Annotated in this window: 20 protein-coding genes; 10 read left to right on the top strand and 10 right to left on the bottom strand. The window is 51.5% G+C overall.

Annotated elements, in window-relative coordinates; translation table 11 throughout:
* Window positions 1-24: 24 nt before the first annotated feature.
* Together SH449x_RS26670 and efp are read right to left on the bottom strand one after the other, a co-directional pair.
* Complete coding sequence (locus SH449x_RS26670) at window positions 25-744, bottom strand: hypothetical protein (protein ID WP_482379125.1); 720 nt, start codon at window positions 742-744, stop codon at window positions 25-27.
* Window positions 744-1,316, bottom strand: coding sequence for an elongation factor P (gene efp, locus SH449x_RS26665; RefSeq protein WP_482379124.1), 573 nt, complete (start codon window positions 1,314-1,316; stop codon window positions 744-746). Before efp ends, SH449x_RS26670 begins: the two co-directional genes overlap by 1 nt.
* Window positions 1,317-1,490: 174 nt before the next feature.
* Between efp and SH449x_RS26660 the strand changes: the two genes are divergently transcribed.
* The gene (locus SH449x_RS26660; RefSeq protein ID WP_482379123.1) at window positions 1,491-1,787 is read left to right on the top strand and encodes a hypothetical protein; all 297 of its coding nucleotides are present in this window, start codon (window positions 1,491-1,493) and stop codon (window positions 1,785-1,787) included.
* A 10-nt stretch (window positions 1,788-1,797) separates the two neighbouring features.
* Here the strand turns inward: SH449x_RS26660 and SH449x_RS26655 are convergent, their stop codons facing one another.
* Complete coding sequence (locus tag SH449x_RS26655; RefSeq protein WP_482379122.1) at window positions 1,798-2,985, bottom strand: iron-containing alcohol dehydrogenase; 1,188 nt, start codon at window positions 2,983-2,985, stop codon at window positions 1,798-1,800.
* 206 nt (window positions 2,986-3,191) lie between these two features.
* Here SH449x_RS26655 and SH449x_RS26650 point away from each other — a divergent pair, with 206 nt between their 5' ends.
* The 3 genes from SH449x_RS26650 to trhA all read left to right on the top strand — a co-directional run bounded on the left by SH449x_RS26650 (window position 3,192) and on the right by trhA (window position 6,172).
* A complete protein-coding gene (locus SH449x_RS26650) occupies window positions 3,192-4,259 on the top strand; it encodes a DMT family transporter (RefSeq protein WP_482379121.1) in 1,068 nt (355 codons plus the stop codon).
* The gene (locus SH449x_RS26645) at window positions 4,256-5,425 is read left to right on the top strand and encodes a glycosyltransferase family 4 protein (protein WP_482379120.1); all 1,170 of its coding nucleotides are present in this window, start codon (window positions 4,256-4,258) and stop codon (window positions 5,423-5,425) included. The genes SH449x_RS26650 and SH449x_RS26645 overlap by 4 nt, the downstream gene beginning before the upstream one ends.
* 99 nt (window positions 5,426-5,524) lie before the next feature.
* On the top strand, window positions 5,525-6,172 hold the full coding sequence (gene trhA / locus SH449x_RS26640) for a PAQR family membrane homeostasis protein TrhA (protein WP_482379119.1): 648 nt from the start codon (window positions 5,525-5,527) through the stop codon (window positions 6,170-6,172).
* An 82-nt stretch (window positions 6,173-6,254) separates the two neighbouring features.
* Here the strand turns inward: trhA and SH449x_RS26635 are convergent, their stop codons facing one another.
* The 5 genes from SH449x_RS26635 to hemC all read right to left on the bottom strand — a co-directional run bounded on the left by SH449x_RS26635 (window position 6,255) and on the right by hemC (window position 10,280).
* Window positions 6,255-7,634 (bottom strand): phospholipase D-like domain-containing protein, encoded by a 1,380-nt coding sequence (locus tag SH449x_RS26635; protein WP_482379118.1) that lies wholly within the window; start codon window positions 7,632-7,634, stop codon window positions 6,255-6,257.
* A 163-nt stretch (window positions 7,635-7,797) separates the two neighbouring features.
* Window positions 7,798-7,953 carry a hypothetical protein gene (locus tag SH449x_RS26630; protein ID WP_482379117.1) on the bottom strand — a complete coding sequence of 52 codons (156 nt, stop codon included), beginning with the start codon at window positions 7,951-7,953 and terminating at the stop codon, window positions 7,798-7,800.
* 229 nt (window positions 7,954-8,182) lie between these two features.
* On the bottom strand, window positions 8,183-8,920 hold the full coding sequence (hisA, locus tag SH449x_RS26625; protein ID WP_482379116.1) for a 1-(5-phosphoribosyl)-5-[(5-phosphoribosylamino)methylideneamino]imidazole-4-carboxamide isomerase: 738 nt from the start codon (window positions 8,918-8,920) through the stop codon (window positions 8,183-8,185).
* A 19-nt stretch (window positions 8,921-8,939) separates the two neighbouring features.
* Entirely contained in the window at window positions 8,940-9,194 is a 255-nt protein-coding gene (locus SH449x_RS26620) for a hypothetical protein (protein ID WP_482379115.1), read from the bottom strand.
* A 159-nt stretch (window positions 9,195-9,353) separates the two neighbouring features.
* On the bottom strand, window positions 9,354-10,280 hold the full coding sequence (gene hemC / locus SH449x_RS26615) for a hydroxymethylbilane synthase (RefSeq protein WP_482379114.1): 927 nt from the start codon (window positions 10,278-10,280) through the stop codon (window positions 9,354-9,356).
* Between the two features lie 120 nt (window positions 10,281-10,400).
* Here hemC and SH449x_RS26610 point away from each other — a divergent pair, with 120 nt between their 5' ends.
* From SH449x_RS26610 to SH449x_RS26585, 6 genes are all read left to right on the top strand, one after another.
* On the top strand, window positions 10,401-11,588 hold the full coding sequence (locus tag SH449x_RS26610; protein ID WP_482379113.1) for a phosphatidate cytidylyltransferase: 1,188 nt from the start codon (window positions 10,401-10,403) through the stop codon (window positions 11,586-11,588).
* Window positions 11,589-11,628: 40 nt separating this feature from the next.
* Complete coding sequence (locus SH449x_RS26605) at window positions 11,629-12,405, top strand: TatD family hydrolase (protein ID WP_482379112.1); 777 nt, start codon at window positions 11,629-11,631, stop codon at window positions 12,403-12,405.
* 225 nt (window positions 12,406-12,630) lie between these two features.
* Window positions 12,631-13,560: a sugar phosphate isomerase/epimerase family protein gene (locus SH449x_RS26600; RefSeq protein WP_482379111.1), complete on the top strand. Its 930-nt coding sequence runs from the start codon at window positions 12,631-12,633 to the stop codon at window positions 13,558-13,560.
* A gap of 173 nt (window positions 13,561-13,733) precedes the next feature.
* The gene (locus tag SH449x_RS26595) at window positions 13,734-14,636 is read left to right on the top strand and encodes a hypothetical protein (RefSeq protein WP_482379110.1); all 903 of its coding nucleotides are present in this window, start codon (window positions 13,734-13,736) and stop codon (window positions 14,634-14,636) included.
* Window positions 14,637-15,004: 368 nt separating this feature from the next.
* Window positions 15,005-15,319, top strand: coding sequence for a CD225/dispanin family protein (locus SH449x_RS26590; protein ID WP_482379109.1), 315 nt, complete (start codon window positions 15,005-15,007; stop codon window positions 15,317-15,319).
* Between the two features lie 91 nt (window positions 15,320-15,410).
* Window positions 15,411-15,761: a DUF2752 domain-containing protein gene (locus tag SH449x_RS26585; protein ID WP_482381856.1), complete on the top strand. Its 351-nt coding sequence runs from the start codon at window positions 15,411-15,413 to the stop codon at window positions 15,759-15,761.
* A gap of 219 nt (window positions 15,762-15,980) precedes the next feature.
* Here SH449x_RS26585 and rplS read toward each other — a convergent pair whose 3' ends face one another.
* Window positions 15,981-16,331, bottom strand: coding sequence for a 50S ribosomal protein L19 (rplS, locus tag SH449x_RS26580; RefSeq protein WP_482379108.1), 351 nt, complete (start codon window positions 16,329-16,331; stop codon window positions 15,981-15,983).
* 143 nt (window positions 16,332-16,474) lie between these two features.
* Window positions 16,475-17,479: a helix-turn-helix domain-containing protein gene (locus SH449x_RS26575; protein WP_482379107.1), complete on the bottom strand. Its 1,005-nt coding sequence runs from the start codon at window positions 17,477-17,479 to the stop codon at window positions 16,475-16,477.
* Window positions 17,480-17,533: the final 54 nt, after the last annotated feature.

The following is a 17,533-nucleotide window of genomic DNA, read 5'->3' as shown; positions in this document are numbered from 1 at the left end:
GGAAAAGGATGACGCTGATGGGTGTTATTGCTTTAAGAACTCGGTTCGATCTGGCCCATTATCCAGCTCCTTTAGGCGCTGGTCCACTCGTTTCGCGATTTCTAGGGATTCGTCCAGTTCTCGCGTCAGGGAGCCTATATCGGCATCTCGTTCCTTTGTTGATTTTGTACGGATTTTTTCTGCAACCTGGCGCAATCGTTCCGCCGCGAGGCTGATTTCCTCAACCAGTGCCTCTCGCTCTTTAAGGATCTTTTCTCTTCGAGCGTCGACCAATCGATCCGCCTGCTCGTACAGTTGTACCGAATGCTCGAGCTGTTCGATAGTTGCCCAAAACAATTGGTCGAATTGTTTACCAAATTGCAAAATCGCAAAACTACTATTCGATTTTGTTACGGCGAAATGGAAATCTGCTCTCGCTTGCTTGGCGAGACCAAAACTGTCTTTGGTTCGATGATCCCGGTCCGTACGAAGTCGATTTTGCAACTCAGAAAGTCGGGCTTCTTCCTTAGCAAGCTGGATTTTTGCTAGTTCTTCCAAGGCTTTCTTTTCCAACCCTTCAGCGCCTGAAGCGAGCTCGACGGCAACGCTTCCGATGGCGAGAAGTCCAAAAATAATAGCCACCCAGATCCAAACCCCGCCGCTGAGAGAAGCAATGCACGCAGCCCCCACAGCGACCGCTGCGGGGACAAGGAATTTCTTGGATCCGAAGAGTCGTCGCCAAATGCGACCGCGTAGATCGGTCATCAATCCATACTGACGCGTTCTACATAGTCACCGGTCCGGGTATCGACACGAATCACGTTCCCCTCTTTGATGAATCCAGGTACCTGGAATTCACCGCCGGTTTCTACCTTAGCAGGCTTGGTCACGTTCGTTGCCGTGTCACCCTTTACCCCGGGTTCGGTCTGGACTACTTTGAGATTGACGTGTGAAGGCGGGGTGATGGTGATCGGATTGCCGTTGAAAAGCACCATCGAGACAGGCATTTGCTCGATAAGGTACTTCCAATAATCATCCACCTGCTCTGCCGTCAGTTCGTACTGTTCGTACGAGGTGTTGTCCATGAAGACAAAGCTTCCGGCCTGGTTGTAGAGAAAAACCGTATCGATTTCCTCGACATCGGCAGCTTCCAGCTCGTCCCCACCCTTGAGTGTGCGGTCCAAGATCGTATTTCGAATCAAATTCTTCAGCTTGCAACGATAGAGCGCATTTCCTTTACCTGGCTTAAAGAAGTCGACGTTTGTCAGCAGGTAGGGTTCGCCATCGATTTGGACTTTGAGACCTTTTCGCAGGTCACTGGTCTTGTACGTTGCCACAAAAAACTCACTAATGGGTGGGAAGAGAAACGAAACCTTGGTGTAATGCGGGGCATCGAAATCCCACACGCACCTCACTATTTTTGGGAGAGTTTAAGCGATTTTGTGCGAAACGGCTACGCCTATCACTTGAACCTCCCGTCCACTTGACCTCTATGTTTTGGCCTAACTTTCATGCAAATCGTCGCAATCGATCGTCCCGAAGCAGGCTCCATCGCCATGCCAGAGCGTTTTCGTAAGGAAATCGTCTACTTTATGAGTCCCACAGATGTGCCTAACGCTCCCCAATGCGGAAAAAATCAGTATTGGATTCCGCTCGAGCACTCGCGTGAATGGCTTGACGATGGCGTTTTTTTCCTCGTTTCGCCTTTGGATGCTGAATCAAAGGCCGAGATCGAGCTCACCGAGGACCAAGAACGCTGGCTCGAGTGGATGGTAAAACACGAAATCACTCTTGTAGAACTAGCCTAAGGCCTCGTACCTACAGAGCGTTCCGATACAGCTCCAGAAAGTCGGCTAGACTCAAGGGTCTGGGGTTGAACGTCCCTGTCCATTGCTTGGTTGCTGATTCGCTCAAGGTTTCCAGCAAGCGATTTTCTGCTTCCGACTCGCTTGGCCAGCCCTCCAAAACTCTTATTCTTGTCGCTAGCCCGGCTTCTTCAAGCCAGCCTCTCATTCGAGCTTGCAGCCAGTCACTTGCCTGCTCTTCATCCTTGGCATGCTGAGCATCGAGAAAGCGTACTAACCGCAGATAGCGATCCCCAACGACAGAGGAGTTGAATCGAATGACATGGGGCATCATCATTCCAACCGCTTGACCGTGGGCTACTCCCAAAGTTGCCGTCAACGGATTCGCTAACGCGTGGGCAGCACCGAGCATGGACGCTTCGATCGCCATGCCTGCGAAACAAGCCCCCAGCTGCATGTTACCGCGTCCGATCACATGGCTCGGATCCTGGATGACTTGCGAAAAACCGACCGCCAATCGCTCCCAAGCGCTCCAGGAAAAACACTCAGACATAGGGTTTCTCTTAATGCAAACAAACGTCTCCAGCGTATGCGTGATTGCGTCGATCCCGGTCAAGGCAGTAACTCTCGACGGCATGGTACTGGTCAACAGCGGATCTAGCAGAGCAATGCGGCACGATGCCTTGGGGTCTCCACACGCCATCTTAACGTGCGTGTCCACATCGCTTATCAAAGCAAATGACTGTGCCTCACTTCCCGTGCCCGACGTAGTGGGGACACCAATCAACGGTAGCATGGGACAAGTGGCTTTCCCAACTCCCCAGTAATCCTGCATCCGACCGCCGCAGGAAAAGAGAAAGTTGATACCTTTTGCACAATCCATGCTTGAGCCTCCTCCTAAGCCTACGATGAGGCTCGGGGAAAACTCCCTTGCAGCAGTTAGCCCTAATTCTACATGTCTCGTGTTAGGATTCTCCGAAAATTCATGAAACCCGAGGACTTCTAGGCCACTCTTGAACAAGCTGTCAGCGCCACGCGAGTAGATCCCAGCCGAAACGACACCTGGATCGCTCACGACGAGGATTCTTTTTGAACTGGCTCCCGTCTCAGACAGAACTTGTCTTGTCAGTTCTCCCAACCGATCGATTCCGTTCTCTGCGAATACAATCCGTGGCCGTAGCTGGTAGTCGAATTCCTGCATAGTGGTTTTTGGTTGGTGATTAAGCGCGAAGGTTGGCCCGGGGGACGGCTTTTATTGTGTCTTCGGTTTGGTGGCAAATGGAGTCAATCGTAGCGGGGGTTGGCCTGATCGGCTATCCTAGGGTAAGTTGTGAGTCGGCATATTCCTGGTTGAATTATGTAGTCTGGCGTGGTTTGATCAGGTCGAAAAAGTGATCGCCGCGATGATTGCTGCTTGCCAAATCGATTATTATCCCCAGGAAACTTCTAGAACTGTTTAGGGCCCCCGAAATTAGCAGCCAAAGTTTATCTCCCACCAAGTACGGGGTCTTGCTCATAGTCGCAGCCACGTTTCTTTGGAGTCTGAGCGGATTTCTAACACAATTGCCGCAATTGGCCCTATGGGACAAGGATTCACGGGGGACTGCCATCGCGTTTTGGAGGGCGATTTTTGCATTGTTTTTGCTGATCCCACTTTGTCGCAAAGTGACTTGGCGTTGGGCCATGATTCCGATGGTGGTCTGTTTTGCGACCATGACGATAAGCTTTCTGACTGCGATTGTCGTTGGGTCTCCCGCCAACACGATATGGTTGCAGTATTTAGCCCCCGCATGGGTAATGCTGGGCGCGATTTGGATCTACGGAGATCGCCCAACGTCTCGTGATTGGCTCATGCTGAGCTTTTGCACGGCTGGAGTGCTTTTTATTCTTCTTATGGAATCTTTGCAGGGAGAAGCCCGGGCCACCCAGCGCTGGTACGCATCGGCTCTAGCCATCCTCTCCGGGATAACCTATGCCGGTGTAATTCTTTCGATGCGGGCCATGCCTAAAGAGGATCCAGCATGGTTGATTACGCTCAACCACGGAGCAACCGCTCTGGTGGTCGGTCCGATTGTAATTCTTGGCGGTATGGCATTGCCGTCCGGCGGGGCTTGGTGGGTATTGGCCTGTCTCGGTATCTTCCAAATGGGTCTGCCTTATTTTCTGTTCGCTCATGGACTAAAGACCACGCCCAGCCACATTGCGGCGCTCATCTCACTTCTTGAGCCAGTGCTACTCCCTATTTGGGTCCACTTGGTTCGCCAGTCCGATCCGGAGTATGTCGCTCCTGGCTGGTGGACTTGGGTGGGAGCCGGATTGATTTTAGCAGGTCTCCTAAGTCGGTACGCATCGATCCCCAGACCACTAAAGCGAAAGGCTCTCCGCGCTGAGGACTCAAACAAAGTTAACGTTGTCAGCGATCAGCCGAGCCGTGATCAGTCGAGCCTGACAGAGCAAAGCGAGGTTCATCTATGAAGGTGATGCATATTATCACTCGCATGATTGTAGGTGGTGCCCAGGAAAATACCCTCTACAACTGCTTGGATCTGATCGATCAACACGGGGATGATGTCATTTTGGTGACTGGCCCATCGTTGGGTGCTGAGGGAAAATTGCTCCAGCAATCTCAGAGCAATCGACTAGCAGTACACGAAGTCGATTCGCTGATTCGAGCCATTCACCCGTGGCATGACTGGAGAGCTTTATCGAGCCTAAAACGTTTGATTCGAGACTGGAAGCCCGATGTAGTCCATACACACAGCGCCAAAGGAGGGCTGCTAGGTCGCTCCGCGGGCTGGTCCTCGAGGGTACCATGCATCATTCACACAGTGCATGGCGCTCCGTTTCATCCCTTCCAAAATCCCTTAAGTCGTCGTTTTTTTATCTGGTGTGAACGATGGGCTGCGAAACGCTGCCACCACTTGATTTCTGTCGCCGACGCTATGACTGATCTTATGGTTCAATCTGGCGTGGCAAAGGCTGATAAATTCACAACCATCTCGAGCGGTATGTATGTGGAGCCGTTTTTGCATAGCTCCATTCATCGGGAACGGATGCGAGCCAAACTTGGATTCGCCGCTGACGATATCGTGTTTGGTAAGATTGCCAGATTGTTTCATTTAAAGGGACACGAATACGTTGTGGCTGCCGCAATGGAAACGGTCGCATCGGTTCCCACGGCAAAGTTCCTGTTCGTGGGGGACGGACTTTTAATGGAATCGATCAAGGACAAGATTCGCGGCACATCGCTCGACGGACGTTTTGTGTTTGCGGGATTGGTTGCACCGTCAGAAATTCCAGCGTACATCAGTGCAATGGATGTGCTCGTGCATGCATCACTTCGTGAAGGGCTAGCTCGGGCATTGCCACAGGCTCTCATATCAGGAAAACCGGCCATAAGTTTCGATGTTGATGGGGCCAGAGAGGTTGTTATCAATGGCAAAACTGGCTGTTTGGTGCCGGCTAAAGATGTGCCAGCTTTGACACGTGCAATGATCGAGTTGGGGTGCCACGCCGATTTGCGGGCTCGCTACGGACAGGAAGGGGCAAGACGGTTCACTGACCAATTTCGACATGAATCCATGACCCGCCGCATTCGGGAACTCTATAAGAAAATCATGGAACGAAGTGAAAAAATTTGAGGGAGCAAGGACGCGAAGCTTACGGTAGAATTCCGGTGTGCCCAGGATAGGCACGCCGTACAACAGGGAGGCCTAATTACACCATTCGTTGATGAACCTATGCCGAAACACTGGGCACCTGAGTACGCCGCCGAAGAAAGAGTCAATACATTCATACATGGCCTTGGATTTGCGTTGAGCATTCCGGCTGCCATTTTTCTAACCCTGCTTGCGTCCAAGCAGGATCAAGGAGTTTGCTTGGCCTGCCTGTTATACGCCTGCAGCCTGTCAGCCATGTTCTTGTTCTCCACGCTATCGCATGCCGTAAAGAACCCCAATGATCGACTTCGTATGAGGCTCTTTGATCAAGGAGTCATTTACACTTTGATCGCGGGTACGTTCACTCCTTTTATCTGGAGCAACATGGAGGGCTGGAGTAGGTTAGGACTCTTGTCAGCCGTTTGGGTCGCAGCTGGTCTCGGTTTTTTTACCAAGGTCATTAGCAAGAATCGAGATGATGTCCTCAATCCACTTTGGTGTATTTCGCTCGGCTGGGTACCTGCCATGATCCTTTTCTTTTTCGTTTCTACGACTTGCTTTCTAACTATGCTTTTGGGTGGTTTGATTTACACGCTCGGTGTGCTCTTTCTACAAAACGACCATAAATCACGACACTTCCATCCCATCTGGCACATTATGGTGATTCTTGCGAGTGCAACTCATTATGCAGGGATCGCGATGTTTGCGGTTTTGCATTGGGACCGATAGAGTCTTTTCTACCCTGGATTACAAGGGGGGATTCATCGCTCGGGGATTCATCGCTCGCCGGGATCTACAAGTAACGCGAGATCTACAGGTAACGCCTGATAAGCGGAGCAACCGTTCGTAGTCGTTGATACTGCGAAATTTTTTCCTGGGATGCATGACTCTCGCGAGCTTCATAGCGCAGGAGCCGTGTTTGATTGACTACCTTTGCGCGTTGAGTGAGAGAGCTAAACAAAAGTAAAGCCTCTTCGGCAAATTCAGAGCTCGTCACTAGCAACCCCACCTCAGAGTTTCGCTTCATAGACAACATATCTAAATTGTGGCTGCCGACAATTGTCTTGTAACCGTCAATCACGATTAGCTTCGTGTGCAACGGATTGGTACCTTGCATCTCCCGAACTATGATACCGTGCCGAACCAAAGCTCGACGAACATTTACGTATTCAGCATGTACGATGACTTGGTCTGTCGATTCGAGCGAGTTCGTGAGGATCGTTACCGACACACCTCGTTTGACAGCCCGTATCAAGGCGTCGCGAAGAGAAATAGGTATTACAAAGTATGGCGTGGAGATGATCAAACTGCTTCGGGCGGATTCTATCTCTTGTAGGATTCGTGATGAGATGGAGTTAGGAGCCTGTTTGGTCATGTTGGTGTAATCCCGGAGGAACTCAATATGGCAAGGTTGATGATCTCGAAAATCGGTTGATAAGCGGCACGGTAGATCGGCGGCTTGCAACTCGCTTGTTCGTAGTTCGTTTAGCCACTGTTCAATCTGTGGAACCACAGTGCAATAGGTTTGACCATTCCATTCGGCATGAACCTGCTTCTTAAGCATTTTGGCTTGTTCGAGCCCAGTTAACCTCGGGACCGCGGTCACGCGTTCCTGCCAACGCTCATCGAAATAACGTTCTGCTGCGCAGGCGATTTCGCCGTTGGCAAGAACATCAAAATCGATGTACCGACGATTTCCCAATCCGAAGTAATCCTGTTCGAGATTGCGACCACCCATGATGAGATGGGTCGAATCCACAGCGAACAGTTTGTCATGCAAACGCGGTCGACCGATCTCAAGTTTGGAGCGTGCATCGAAAGGCCGTTCGCGAATCTCGACTCCGCGTTCTACAAGAAAACGGATCAATGGCTTTGGGAGATTGTTGCTGTTGGGATGTGCGTCTACCATGACGCGAACCATAACCCCGCGCTCCGCCGCCGATAGGAGAGCTGCAAGCAACTGACCTCCGCTGTTGTCATCGCGGATTTGGTATGATGCAATGCGAATCGACGCCGAAGCGTTCTCGATCAACATGAGGCGAGTCGCCAACGCCTCGGTTTCGCTTACTAGAAAGCGAACGTTATCGGAACTGTGCGCAGTTTGTCCGACTAGGACTGCGAAGACGAGCAGCCACAAGATACTCGCAACACGTCGTAAGTTATCCCGCACACCAAAGATAGGCATCAGCATTTCCGCTCCATGGACGAACTAAGCTTCCCTGGAGTATTCTGCCTGCTACTAATGCTTCATTGCTGGCGAAGGTGACAAAATATTATGGAAATAACCTGCGGTAGCGATCGGATAACCGACAATTCTGTGCCTGCTCCCTAGAATCGGAACAGATGCCGATTCACTAACGAATTGTCGTTGCGGGGATTTGGGTAAGATAGGGAGGTGTCGATTTCTGAACGTAGCTAATGCCTGTCAAGCAGATGACGACCAGAATTGTGACCAATACCGAGTACTCTACAGGACTCGGACCGTTGTCGCTGTTGAACAATGTTTTCATAATGGGTTGCTTCGGGTAAGTGGTAGATTTTTACTTCGAATCCATCGTCAAAAAAAACATCGGTTCTGAAGCAAAACGGCCAGAGGGGTAAAGCCGGGACATCCGTGCTAGCTTTTCCACGCGGATTTGGCTGTCGTATTGGCAGAAAAAGGTATGGAGCAAGTATTCTGAGACAGCATTTCGCTCCCCGAGGAATCCGCAGGTAACTAGCACGTCGCGACCGGTCGATCTATAATTTGCAGCGTAAGCGAGCAGCCTTGAGCACTTCAGGTAGATTGAGTCGGCCTTCGTAGAGAGCTCGGCCGACGATAGCTCCATGGGTCCCTTGATTCACTAGCCGCTGGATATCCTCGATCGTCGTCACTCCCCCGGAGCAAATAACAGGAAAGGGGCTTGCGGATTCTAAATCAGCCAGCGAATTGAAATTCGGTCCCTCGAGCATGCCGTCTTTAGCAATGTCAGTGTAGACAACCGCAACGCACTTCTGCGTGAGGCTTCCAATTTGCTGGACCAGGTCAGATGCCGAAGTCTCCGAGGTTTTCAACCACCCCTCAGTGGCGACTTTACCGTTCCATGCGTCCAGCCCCAGAACCATATGCCCTGGGAATTGCTCACACATACTGGCGAACCATTCAGGATCTTTCAGCGCAGCAGTTCCAGCCACCAATCGAGCAACTCCTAATCCAAGGAGACGTTCGATAGTCGCTTGGTTCCGGACTCCACCTCCCAATTGGACGGGGCGTCCCTCAGCGGCTGCAACGATAGCTCGAATCGCAGCCTCATTTACAATGCTCCCCGACTTGGCTCCATCCAAATCGACACAGTGAAGGCATTCTGCACCCGCACGGAACCACTGGCCGGCTGTTGCTCCTGGATCATCTGAGAAAACCGTGTCGCGGTTATAGTCCCCCTGTTGGAGACGAACACAATTTCCTCCGAGCAAGTCGATAGCTGGCCAAATCTCCACGTGTGTTACTTTCTACTGGTTACTTTCTACGCTGTCCGAAAACACGTCCCGTCGTAGGGACATTGCCTGAATTGATTTCCCTCGCAGTGACATGTCGCCCATGCTGAGGAGGAACTAGCCTGTGCAGAACTACTGGAATGGGATTGGTATGCACAACCACTTCTCTGCCGTTAACGATTTGGGTGTGCTGAGCTGCATCGGCTTGAGACGAGGTCGCCATGGCTGCTACGACCGAAGCCAATACCATTGCTCCTTTAAGTAACTTAACTCTCATAATCGTATCCTCCGAAACATGGGTGGTGGGAAAAACACAGTTCGACTGGAGTTGGAACCGTGCGTTTTTTCCTCCATCGAGCACAAACATACACCCCTTTAAGTGATTGTCCAGACAAATGAAAAATCAGTTGCTAACAGGGTATGAAAACACTGAGGATTATGATTCGGACGGATGAATCAGTTCATCAGCACCCAGCTCGGAAAGATCTTTAGATGCATCAACTCCCTTTTGAACTGCTTGCTCCACGGTGGTCACCTCACTGACAGGCCAAGCCCAATGTTGTTCGATCATTTCCGAAAAGTCACTCGAAAAGACACGGCAGGAAGCGCGAACCCGGTCCGCCTCAAACGCAGCATGAACAGCCAAAGGGGCCAAACAACCGGCCCGCATCGTTCGCAGAATAGACCGCTCGATGGAAACGCAAAGCTGGGTCGTCGGATGATTGATCGAAGCGATCGCGGCGATGGTCTCGACATCATCAGCACGAGTCTCCAGTCCCAAAGCAGCCTGCCCAACTGCTGGCAGCATCTCTTCATAACTGAACTCGTGGCTAACGTGCTCGATCAACCCCAGGCGATGCAAGCCCGCAAAGGCCAAGACGACCCCGTCATACTCTCCCGAATCTAGTTTTTTGAGGCGAGTATCCACGTTTCCGCGAATCTCAACCACTTTCAGATCGGGACGCAACCGCAGGATTTGCGCTCGTCGGCGAGGCGAGCCGGTACCGATGGTGGCTTGCGAGGGCAAATCGCTAAGATTTGCATAGGCTTTGGAAAGGAAGCAATCCGACGCCCGTTCTCGTTCCGGTACGGCGGCCAGATGTAATCCCGGGACCGGTTCCGTGGGCAGATCCTTGAGACTATGGACTGCTAAATCGCAACGCTGATCCAGGAGGGCTTTCTGGATTTCCTTGGTGAATAGTCCCACGCCACCTCCGGATCCGAGCGGGAGGGTTGAAACGTCGCCGGTCGTTACGATCTTCACGATTTCCACGTCGTGCCCCGCGTTCTGGAGGAGGGCTGTAATGTGGTTGGCTTGCCACATCGCGAGAGGACTTTGGCGGGTTCCCAGTCGAATGCGCATAAAACAGTTACTCGGTAGCGGGTTTAGGGGACGGGAAAGTTCTCGGAAACGTCTCGGCAGGTGCGGATTTCCTGTTACCATAGCGGCCATTAAGATAAGAACCGCATTCAGCAGGAACAGATGCTAATTCCAAATCTCTTTTTAGCCCAGACCGGCAGCGACATCGAAGGGAGCGTTGCCGAAGGGACCGGTGCAGGGGAAGCCGTCAATTCGAGCAATGCTGTCGATTTCAGCAATGCCCCAGATGTCGCCGACGTTGCCCCCAGCTTGGGGAAGCCGGTTGGGCAACTTGTGGAGTCTGCGACGCGGGCGGGAGAGTCTGCCGGGCCACTTGATTGGCTTATCATGGCGTCGATCGTCTTGGTGATTCTAGGGATTGCGTCATCGATCACCCATTATTTAACAAAGCAGCAGTCGACCTTTATCAATCCTGCTTTGGTGAGGCGATTTGTGCATCGACTTTGGGCATGGTGGCTCATGTTTGGGATTCTGATCGTAGGGCTTTTGTTTCACCGAGCCGGCACGATATTTCTTTTCGGAATGGTTTCCTGGTGGGCGTTCCGAGAGTTTATCACAATGACCCCGACGAGACGGGGGGACCATCGAGCTTTGTTCTGGAGCTTGGTATGCTTTACGCCGCTCCAGTACGTACTGATTGGTTTATCCCATACCCGATGGGTTTCTGGGGCGGATTTGTACGGAATTTACAGTATTATGATCCCGGTTTACGCCTCGTTGTTTATTCCAGCCCGCATCGCAATTGCTGGGGATCACAAGCGTTTCCTGGAGCGGTCTGCTCAAATTCAAGCGGGTCTATTGGTGTGCGTCTATTGTTTGTCGTTTGCACCAGCTTTGCTCGACTTGCGACTGAAAACGACCGCGGGAACGTCTTGGCAAGGCAGCAATGCAGGCCTTTTGTTCTTTTTCGTGTTTATTACTCAGATATCAGATGTTTTCTCGTGGGCTTGGAACCATATCCACGGGACCAAGATCATCGCCAGGGATGTCAGCAGTTCTCGGACTTGGGAGGGGCTAGTTGGCGGCGCTTTGTCGACAGGTGTGGTTGGCGCATTGCTGTTTTGGGTAACCCCGTTTTCTCCTTGGGAGGCAGCGGCAATATCGATCACTGTAGCATTCATGGGCTTTGCAGGCGGCATTACGATGAGTGCCATAAAACGGGATCGCGGGGTTCACGACTATGGATCGCTCGTGGTGGGGCACGCCGGAGTGCTTGATCGAATCGACACACTTTGCTTTTCAGCTCCCATATTCTATCACTTGACACGCTTATTCTTTAGCCAATTCTGATTGGACCGTTGATTGGATAAGCCGAGCAGAGGAGTTCTAAATGGGCTGGATCGATACCCACGCACACCTCAACGACCCGAGTTTGCTAGAGCAATTGGACGACGTACTCGCCAGAGCTCAAGCTGCAGATCTCGAGGGAATTCTGTGTGTCGCGGTGGATGGAGCAACCTCGAAAGGTTCCGTGGAGTTGGCGGAAAGATACCCGATGCTGCGAGCTTCAGCGGGGATCCATCCCAACTATGCTCATCAGGCATGCGAGTCGGACTGGCGGTCGATCCAGGAACTCTCTGAGCATTCCCGCATTGTGGCGATTGGAGAGACCGGTTTGGATTTGTACTGGGATGACTGCCCCTTTGAGCGGCAGCTTGAAAACTTTAGGGCCCACTGGTGCTTGAGTCGTTCCAGTGGATTGCCGGTGATCATTCACATGAGAGATTGCGAACCGGAAATGCTACAGGTGCTGCGTGAAGAGAGGCGGAACGGTGAGCTTAGAGGGGTGATGCACTCGTTTACCGGCAGTTTAGACGCCGCTCTAGAGTGCGTGGAATTGGGACTTTATATCAGTTTCGCCGGGATGGTGACCTTTAAAAAGTCAGTGGAATTGAGGACTGTGGCATCGAAACTCCCCTCCGACCGGCTGCTTGTCGAGACGGATTCCCCCTACCTCTCGCCCGAGCCCTTTCGAGGCAAACGCCCGAATGAACCGTGCCGTGTTGTGCAGACGGCACAAATCGTAGCGAAAGCGCAAAATATGAGCCTGCAAGAATTTAGGGCTTTAGCAAGAGACAACACGCTGCGTCTCTTTTCACGGTGGTAGGTGCGGCGAATGGGCCCCAAATCGATGTTTCGACTTGGAAGATTTTCTCTTTCTGAGATACTTTGAAAAATGGATGAAGAACTCTCGCAGCGGTAACCCACCCGAACGGTGGGGTTGCAAGGGGATATTAATGACCATGGAGGTTACGCCACCGCCATGACAACGTGTTGGCAGCTAAAGGTTAACTTTCTTCCTTTGGCTCAATTTAATGATGAGAGGTATGCAATGTACAAAAACTTAAACGCGACCGTTCTGGGAGTTTCTGGGCGGCAGAGCGAATTGATTGAGCTGGCAATGACCTACGGGTTCAAAGGCCTGGACATCGACATTGTTGATCTAGTGAAACGAACTCAACGCAGTGAGTTCGATAAGGCGTCGCGATACTTGCTAAGCTCGAAAATGCATGTCAGTGGCTTTGAAACCCCGATCGATTTGGACACGGACGACGGATCCTTTGCAAAGTCTCTGGCATCCCTGCATTTGACGGTAGAAATCGCTGGTAAGGTTGGGGCAAGGGCTGGTTTTCTGAGGTTACCAGCTGCCACCGATCGGCTTCCTTTTCATGAGTACTTTGAAGTTCTTCGCAAACGGGTTGAGCAGATTGCCGCCATTTTCGAAAAGAACAATGTGCTCCTCGGTCTTTATTTCTCGGCCGCTCAAGAGAGCCGGGAAGATCGCCAGTTCAAGTTTGTCCAGGACGTGGAGAGCTTCCTTGCATTTTTCAAGGGCTGCACATCGGAAAGCGTTGGACTTGTCATCGATACTTTCAATTGGACGGTTGGCGGTGGAACCTTTGATCAGTTGGCAACGATTCCTGGCAACCGTGTAGCGGCACTTAGGTTGGTGGATGCTGAAACGCTTCCTACCTTGGAAGACGCCAGCCTCAAGATGCGTCAAATGCCTGGGACAACCGGCGTGATTGACAATGTCCGCTTTGTTTCCATGCTCAGCAAAGCCGGATACGAAGGCCCGATTACTTCCTTCGCTCATGCGAGCAACTTTGAGAACATGACTCGTGACTCGATCGTTGCAAAGAGCCAGGATGCTCTCGACAACGTATTGGCGAGTGCTGGCCTACCAACCTTCACTCGACGACCAGAGATGATTGTCGAATCGACTGCTCATATCTCGGAAGACATCGGCCTTGAGGCGTAGTTCATCACAAGACTGATGAATTTCGACTCGGTTTGGCTTTCAGTCATATCGGCAGGCTCGCTTAAATTTTCGCGGGCCTGCTTTTTTTACGGACTTTTTGAGTCAGTTCTTTGGGAGTCACGTGTATAGACTGAGGAGTTAAGCATCGAGTTCGCTGGTAGAGGAGTTTCGTTTTGAGCCAAGTAATCAAGTGTCCTAAGTGCCAAGGAGCGATGCGACTGCCTCCCGGCACCAAAGGGGGAACTTTTTTGTGCCCGTCTTGCCAGGCACCACTCACCGTCAATATTGGCCCTGCATTACCCTCAAAAACGACCTCATCGCAGTCGACATGGGAATCCTTGCCACCGCCTGCCATGCCGTCAGCACATGCGACACAACAAGGAGGGCACGTATGGCGAGAAGCATCCGAGCAGTTTTTGGATGCGGAGCAGCAAAGGCAACGCGAGGAGGCTAGAACGTCGGCAAATACAAGACCGGCGAAAGCCAACGGTTATAGACCACCCAAAAGGCGAGGCAATTCCAGCAACGGCTTGTCAGGGTGTTTCGTGTTAGCTTCTATCGTGGGAGCACTAGGAGTCTTAGCAGCCCTGGGGCTCGTTGTCGCCCTCATAATCTTCGGAGGTTCGACGGAGTTAGTGCTAGATGGTTACAAAGCCACTGCAAACGGATCGCGTAGAATGGAGAAAAATGATGGAGATCGCAGAACCGTCGCAGTCGAAAATCCATTTACGAAGTCGGGCTTCCTCATCGTGACGCGAGACTTCCCTCCCGGAACGATAGTCGACCTGGATGGATATCTCAACAACCTACGAAAATTTGGCAAGATAACCGAGGTGGCTTCGATACGAAAGCTGGAGCTCGAAGGGATTCGTTATCGTTTTAAAAGCAATCTGGCTAGCTCGCCGCCACATATTGGTGAGATCTATCAAACAGGAAACAAAGCCCTCATATTAATGTATATACCAGGAGATGAGTTCTTGGCCATTCAAGGACGAAAGTCTCGGTACAGCCCACAACAGCAAAATCAAAAAGATGCACCAGATGATTTTTTCGCATCGTTCGAAAAAGCCAACTGAGTCGAAGAGGTGCTTGAAATTGTCACCTAAAACGCGAGATCCATTGCGAGTGGTCAGCGACGCTTGCCATTCAACCAACAAGACTTGTAGAATCCTGGCTCGCGGCATGAATCACGCAGGATGCTGCCGATCTTTAGGCTGCGAGCTCTTTGCGTTTGGCAATGAGCTGAGAGCGATGGTCCAGAGGGTGAAGCCACCCGCCTCTACCTATGGGAGAATTTTATGGGTACCGGGAGAACATTGATTTTCAAAATTTTTTTCTCGGTTGCCATCCCAGGACCCCTTTATTTCGCTGCCTGACTATATTCAGTGGCAACGCCGGGTTACTGATTACGCCATTTTTTGCAACTCAAGGAGCTGCCGCTGACATGTCAACCGATTTTAACCCCTATTCTGCTTCGCCCCATAACGTTCCGGGGCAGCCTACAATGCCTAAGCCTAAGAATTGGTTGATAGAATCCATTTTGTCGACATTGTTTTGCTGCCTGCCACTAGGAATCGCTGCGATCGTATTCGCGGCTCAGGTGGATTCCAAGTACGCCAGTGGTGACTACGCGGGGGCATTAAAAGCAGCGAATACCGCCAAAACCTTGACACTCGTCTCTGTTGGCTTGGGGCTTCTAGGAACAGTGGTGTACATCGGTTTGATGGTATTGGGGGCAGCGGCCAATACCCAGTTCTAGAAAATTGACTTCCGTTCCTAACAAATCAAAACCTCGCAAGCAACCGTTCGCATGGGTTGCCGTCTGCGGGCTATTGTTCGCCGGTCTTCTCATGATAGTTCGTTGGTTTCCACCTCAATCAAATTGGTGGTATCCCAAATGTTGGCTTCATGAGCTGACCGGCTTGCACTGCCCTGGATGCGGCGGTACGAGAGCAATGACAAGCTTGTCACACGGGGATGTGCTGGCCGCCGTTTATTGGAACCCGCTGCTGATTATCGGGCTGCCTGTCTTTATCATGGCCATGGCACTGCGTCGATGTTGGCTGTCGGACAAAAGTCGTTACTATCCGGTGCTAGGCTGGCTAATTGCCTTTATCTTCTGCGCTTTCTTTATCGCCAGAAACATCCCGTCACCGAGTACCAGCCCTTTCGCCCCTACCTCTTTACGAAAATCCGACTAGCCCAGAGTTGACCAGGAAACCGGTCTTTTGCATCGCGAAAACATCAGATTGTTCAGCTAACAAAGCAACCGTTCGCTGGATTGCATTTGCTGGGATCGCATGTGCCGGATGCCGAGGCCAGTCGGTGGGCGTAGCTGGCTACCCCAGAAAACAAAAATGCCTTCTCGAGAGGAGAAGGCACTTGAAGCTTTTAAGTTGGCAACGCTCTTGTTCAGGCGACTAGACTCGTCGTTCCTTGAGCCGAACAGCCTTGCCGGTCCGATCTCGCAAAAAGTACAGCTTGGCACGCCTTACCACCGACCGACGCTTGACCTCGATCTTTTCGATCTTTGGCGAGTGTAGAGGGAATTTACGCTCGACACCTTCGCCAGCTACGATCCGACGGACCACAAACATTTCGCGAGTACCCGAGCCGCTCTTTGCGATCACGGTACCATTGAAAATTTGAATTCGTTCCTTGTTACCTTCTTGAATCTTGGTGTGAACGTCAACGGTGTCACCAATGTCAAAGGCATCCACGTTTTCCTTAAGCGACGACTGTTCTACCAGTTGGAGCAAGTTTTGGCTCATGATTCCTATTTACAACAAAAAACGTGGACAGAAGTAGTGAATTTGAAGCTCGATATCATGACGATCCATCGGCTATTTGGAAAGGCCAAAGCGTCTTTTTCCAGGAAAATCCTGGTAAACACCGGCTAATCTCGAGGTCTTGATCATATCGTCTTAAACGTACTTCCAACACCAGCCTTGATGGTTCTCGCAAGATTAGCAAGCTGTGCCATATTGTCACAGTACGAAGAATACGCGATCCTGCGCCGCAATTCTTCATAGATTCCCCCTCCCCCGACGACGAAGACCACCCCTTTCGGCAAGCTTTGAGCAAAGTGCGTGCAGTCAGCCACAAATCGCTCCTCGTCCGGGACATAGGACACACTGAGCCAAAAAATCTTGGGCATGTGCTTTCGGGCAGCAGACAACAAACTGGTAAAAGGCAGGTTGTTTCCCAAGTTTATGGATCGCCAACCACTTTCGCGGAAAACCATTTCCACCAAGAGGTTCGGCAATTGGTACTGATCACCACTTGCCGTCCCACCCATTGCTAGAGGCGACGAACCCAAGGGGTCTGGTTGCAACCGCCTCAGTTCGTGAATCAACCGGATGCAAATCTCGCATCCTCGCCGCTCCTGATAAATCTCCATATCTCCACATGCCCAGGAGTCACCGATGGAACGAAAAGTAGGACCGATCAACTGGTCTGCCACCGACACGATTCCGTGCCCCGCCGCGTACCAACGGCTCACGATCTTACGAGCCTCGTTTTCATCTCCGGAAATGATGGCCCTCAAAAAAGTCTCTCGCAACGCGGCTTGTGTGGCGTTATCGAACGGGATTATCTGCGAACTTTCCGATGTTTGCGTCTTCCCCTCCCCCTCGACCGTTGGGCTGGTATGGTGGTACCCCTGCGTGCCCAAGGAAGCGGGGGACGAATAGCTTTCGTGAACAGAAGGAGACAGTTCGGTGGTCCCAATCGCATTGGGATCGATCACCTTGCGGTTGGTCGACTCCAAAAACTCCATCAGTTGAGCGAGCGATATGCGTCGATGCCCCCCCAGTGTTCTGTGCGTCTGGATCACTCCACGATCGCACCACCGCTTTACAGATGATTCGCTCACCTGTAGTGCCTGAGCTATCTGCTTAGGAGTAAAAGTCTCTTCCACGGTACAAATCGTCCTTTAAGCGGCTTCAAAATCGTTCAAATCGTCCACTCAGAG

It is taken from the genome of Brakhagea baltica (assembly GCF_052161605.1).
Classification (GTDB): domain Bacteria; phylum Planctomycetota; class Planctomycetia; order Pirellulales; family Pirellulaceae; genus JBKCUI01.
The sequence above is the reverse complement of the archived record's forward strand: the minus strand, read 5'-3'. Positions and strand labels throughout refer to the sequence as shown.

What these genes read in the sequence shown, in the direction of transcription:
- SH449x_RS26670 (WP_482379125.1), bottom strand. Translation starts at nt 744, where the DNA reads ATGACCGATCTACGCGGTCGCATTTGGCGACGACTCTTCGGATCCAAG.
- SH449x_RS26660 (WP_482379123.1), top strand. Translation starts at nt 1,491, where the DNA reads ATGCAAATCGTCGCAATCGATCGTCCCGAAGCAGGCTCCATCGCCATG.
- SH449x_RS26655 (WP_482379122.1), bottom strand. Translation starts at nt 2,985, where the DNA reads ATGCAGGAATTCGACTACCAGCTACGGCCACGGATTGTATTCGCAGAG.
- SH449x_RS26645 (WP_482379120.1), top strand. Translation starts at nt 4,256, where the DNA reads ATGAAGGTGATGCATATTATCACTCGCATGATTGTAGGTGGTGCCCAG.
- trhA (WP_482379119.1), top strand. Translation starts at nt 5,525, where the DNA reads ATGCCGAAACACTGGGCACCTGAGTACGCCGCCGAAGAAAGAGTCAAT.
- SH449x_RS26635 (WP_482379118.1), bottom strand. Translation starts at nt 7,634, where the DNA reads ATGCTGATGCCTATCTTTGGTGTGCGGGATAACTTACGACGTGTTGCG.
- SH449x_RS26630 (WP_482379117.1), bottom strand. Translation starts at nt 7,953, where the DNA reads ATGAAAACATTGTTCAACAGCGACAACGGTCCGAGTCCTGTAGAGTAC.
- SH449x_RS26620 (WP_482379115.1), bottom strand. Translation starts at nt 9,194, where the DNA reads ATGAGAGTTAAGTTACTTAAAGGAGCAATGGTATTGGCTTCGGTCGTA.
- hemC (WP_482379114.1), bottom strand. Translation starts at nt 10,280, where the DNA reads ATGCGCATTCGACTGGGAACCCGCCAAAGTCCTCTCGCGATGTGGCAA.
- SH449x_RS26610 (WP_482379113.1), top strand. Translation starts at nt 10,401, where the DNA reads ATGCTAATTCCAAATCTCTTTTTAGCCCAGACCGGCAGCGACATCGAA.
- SH449x_RS26605 (WP_482379112.1), top strand. Translation starts at nt 11,629, where the DNA reads ATGGGCTGGATCGATACCCACGCACACCTCAACGACCCGAGTTTGCTA.
- SH449x_RS26600 (WP_482379111.1), top strand. Translation starts at nt 12,631, where the DNA reads ATGTACAAAAACTTAAACGCGACCGTTCTGGGAGTTTCTGGGCGGCAG.
- SH449x_RS26590 (WP_482379109.1), top strand. Translation starts at nt 15,005, where the DNA reads ATGTCAACCGATTTTAACCCCTATTCTGCTTCGCCCCATAACGTTCCG.
- SH449x_RS26585 (WP_482381856.1), top strand. Translation starts at nt 15,411, where the DNA reads ATGATAGTTCGTTGGTTTCCACCTCAATCAAATTGGTGGTATCCCAAA.
- rplS (WP_482379108.1), bottom strand. Translation starts at nt 16,331, where the DNA reads ATGAGCCAAAACTTGCTCCAACTGGTAGAACAGTCGTCGCTTAAGGAA.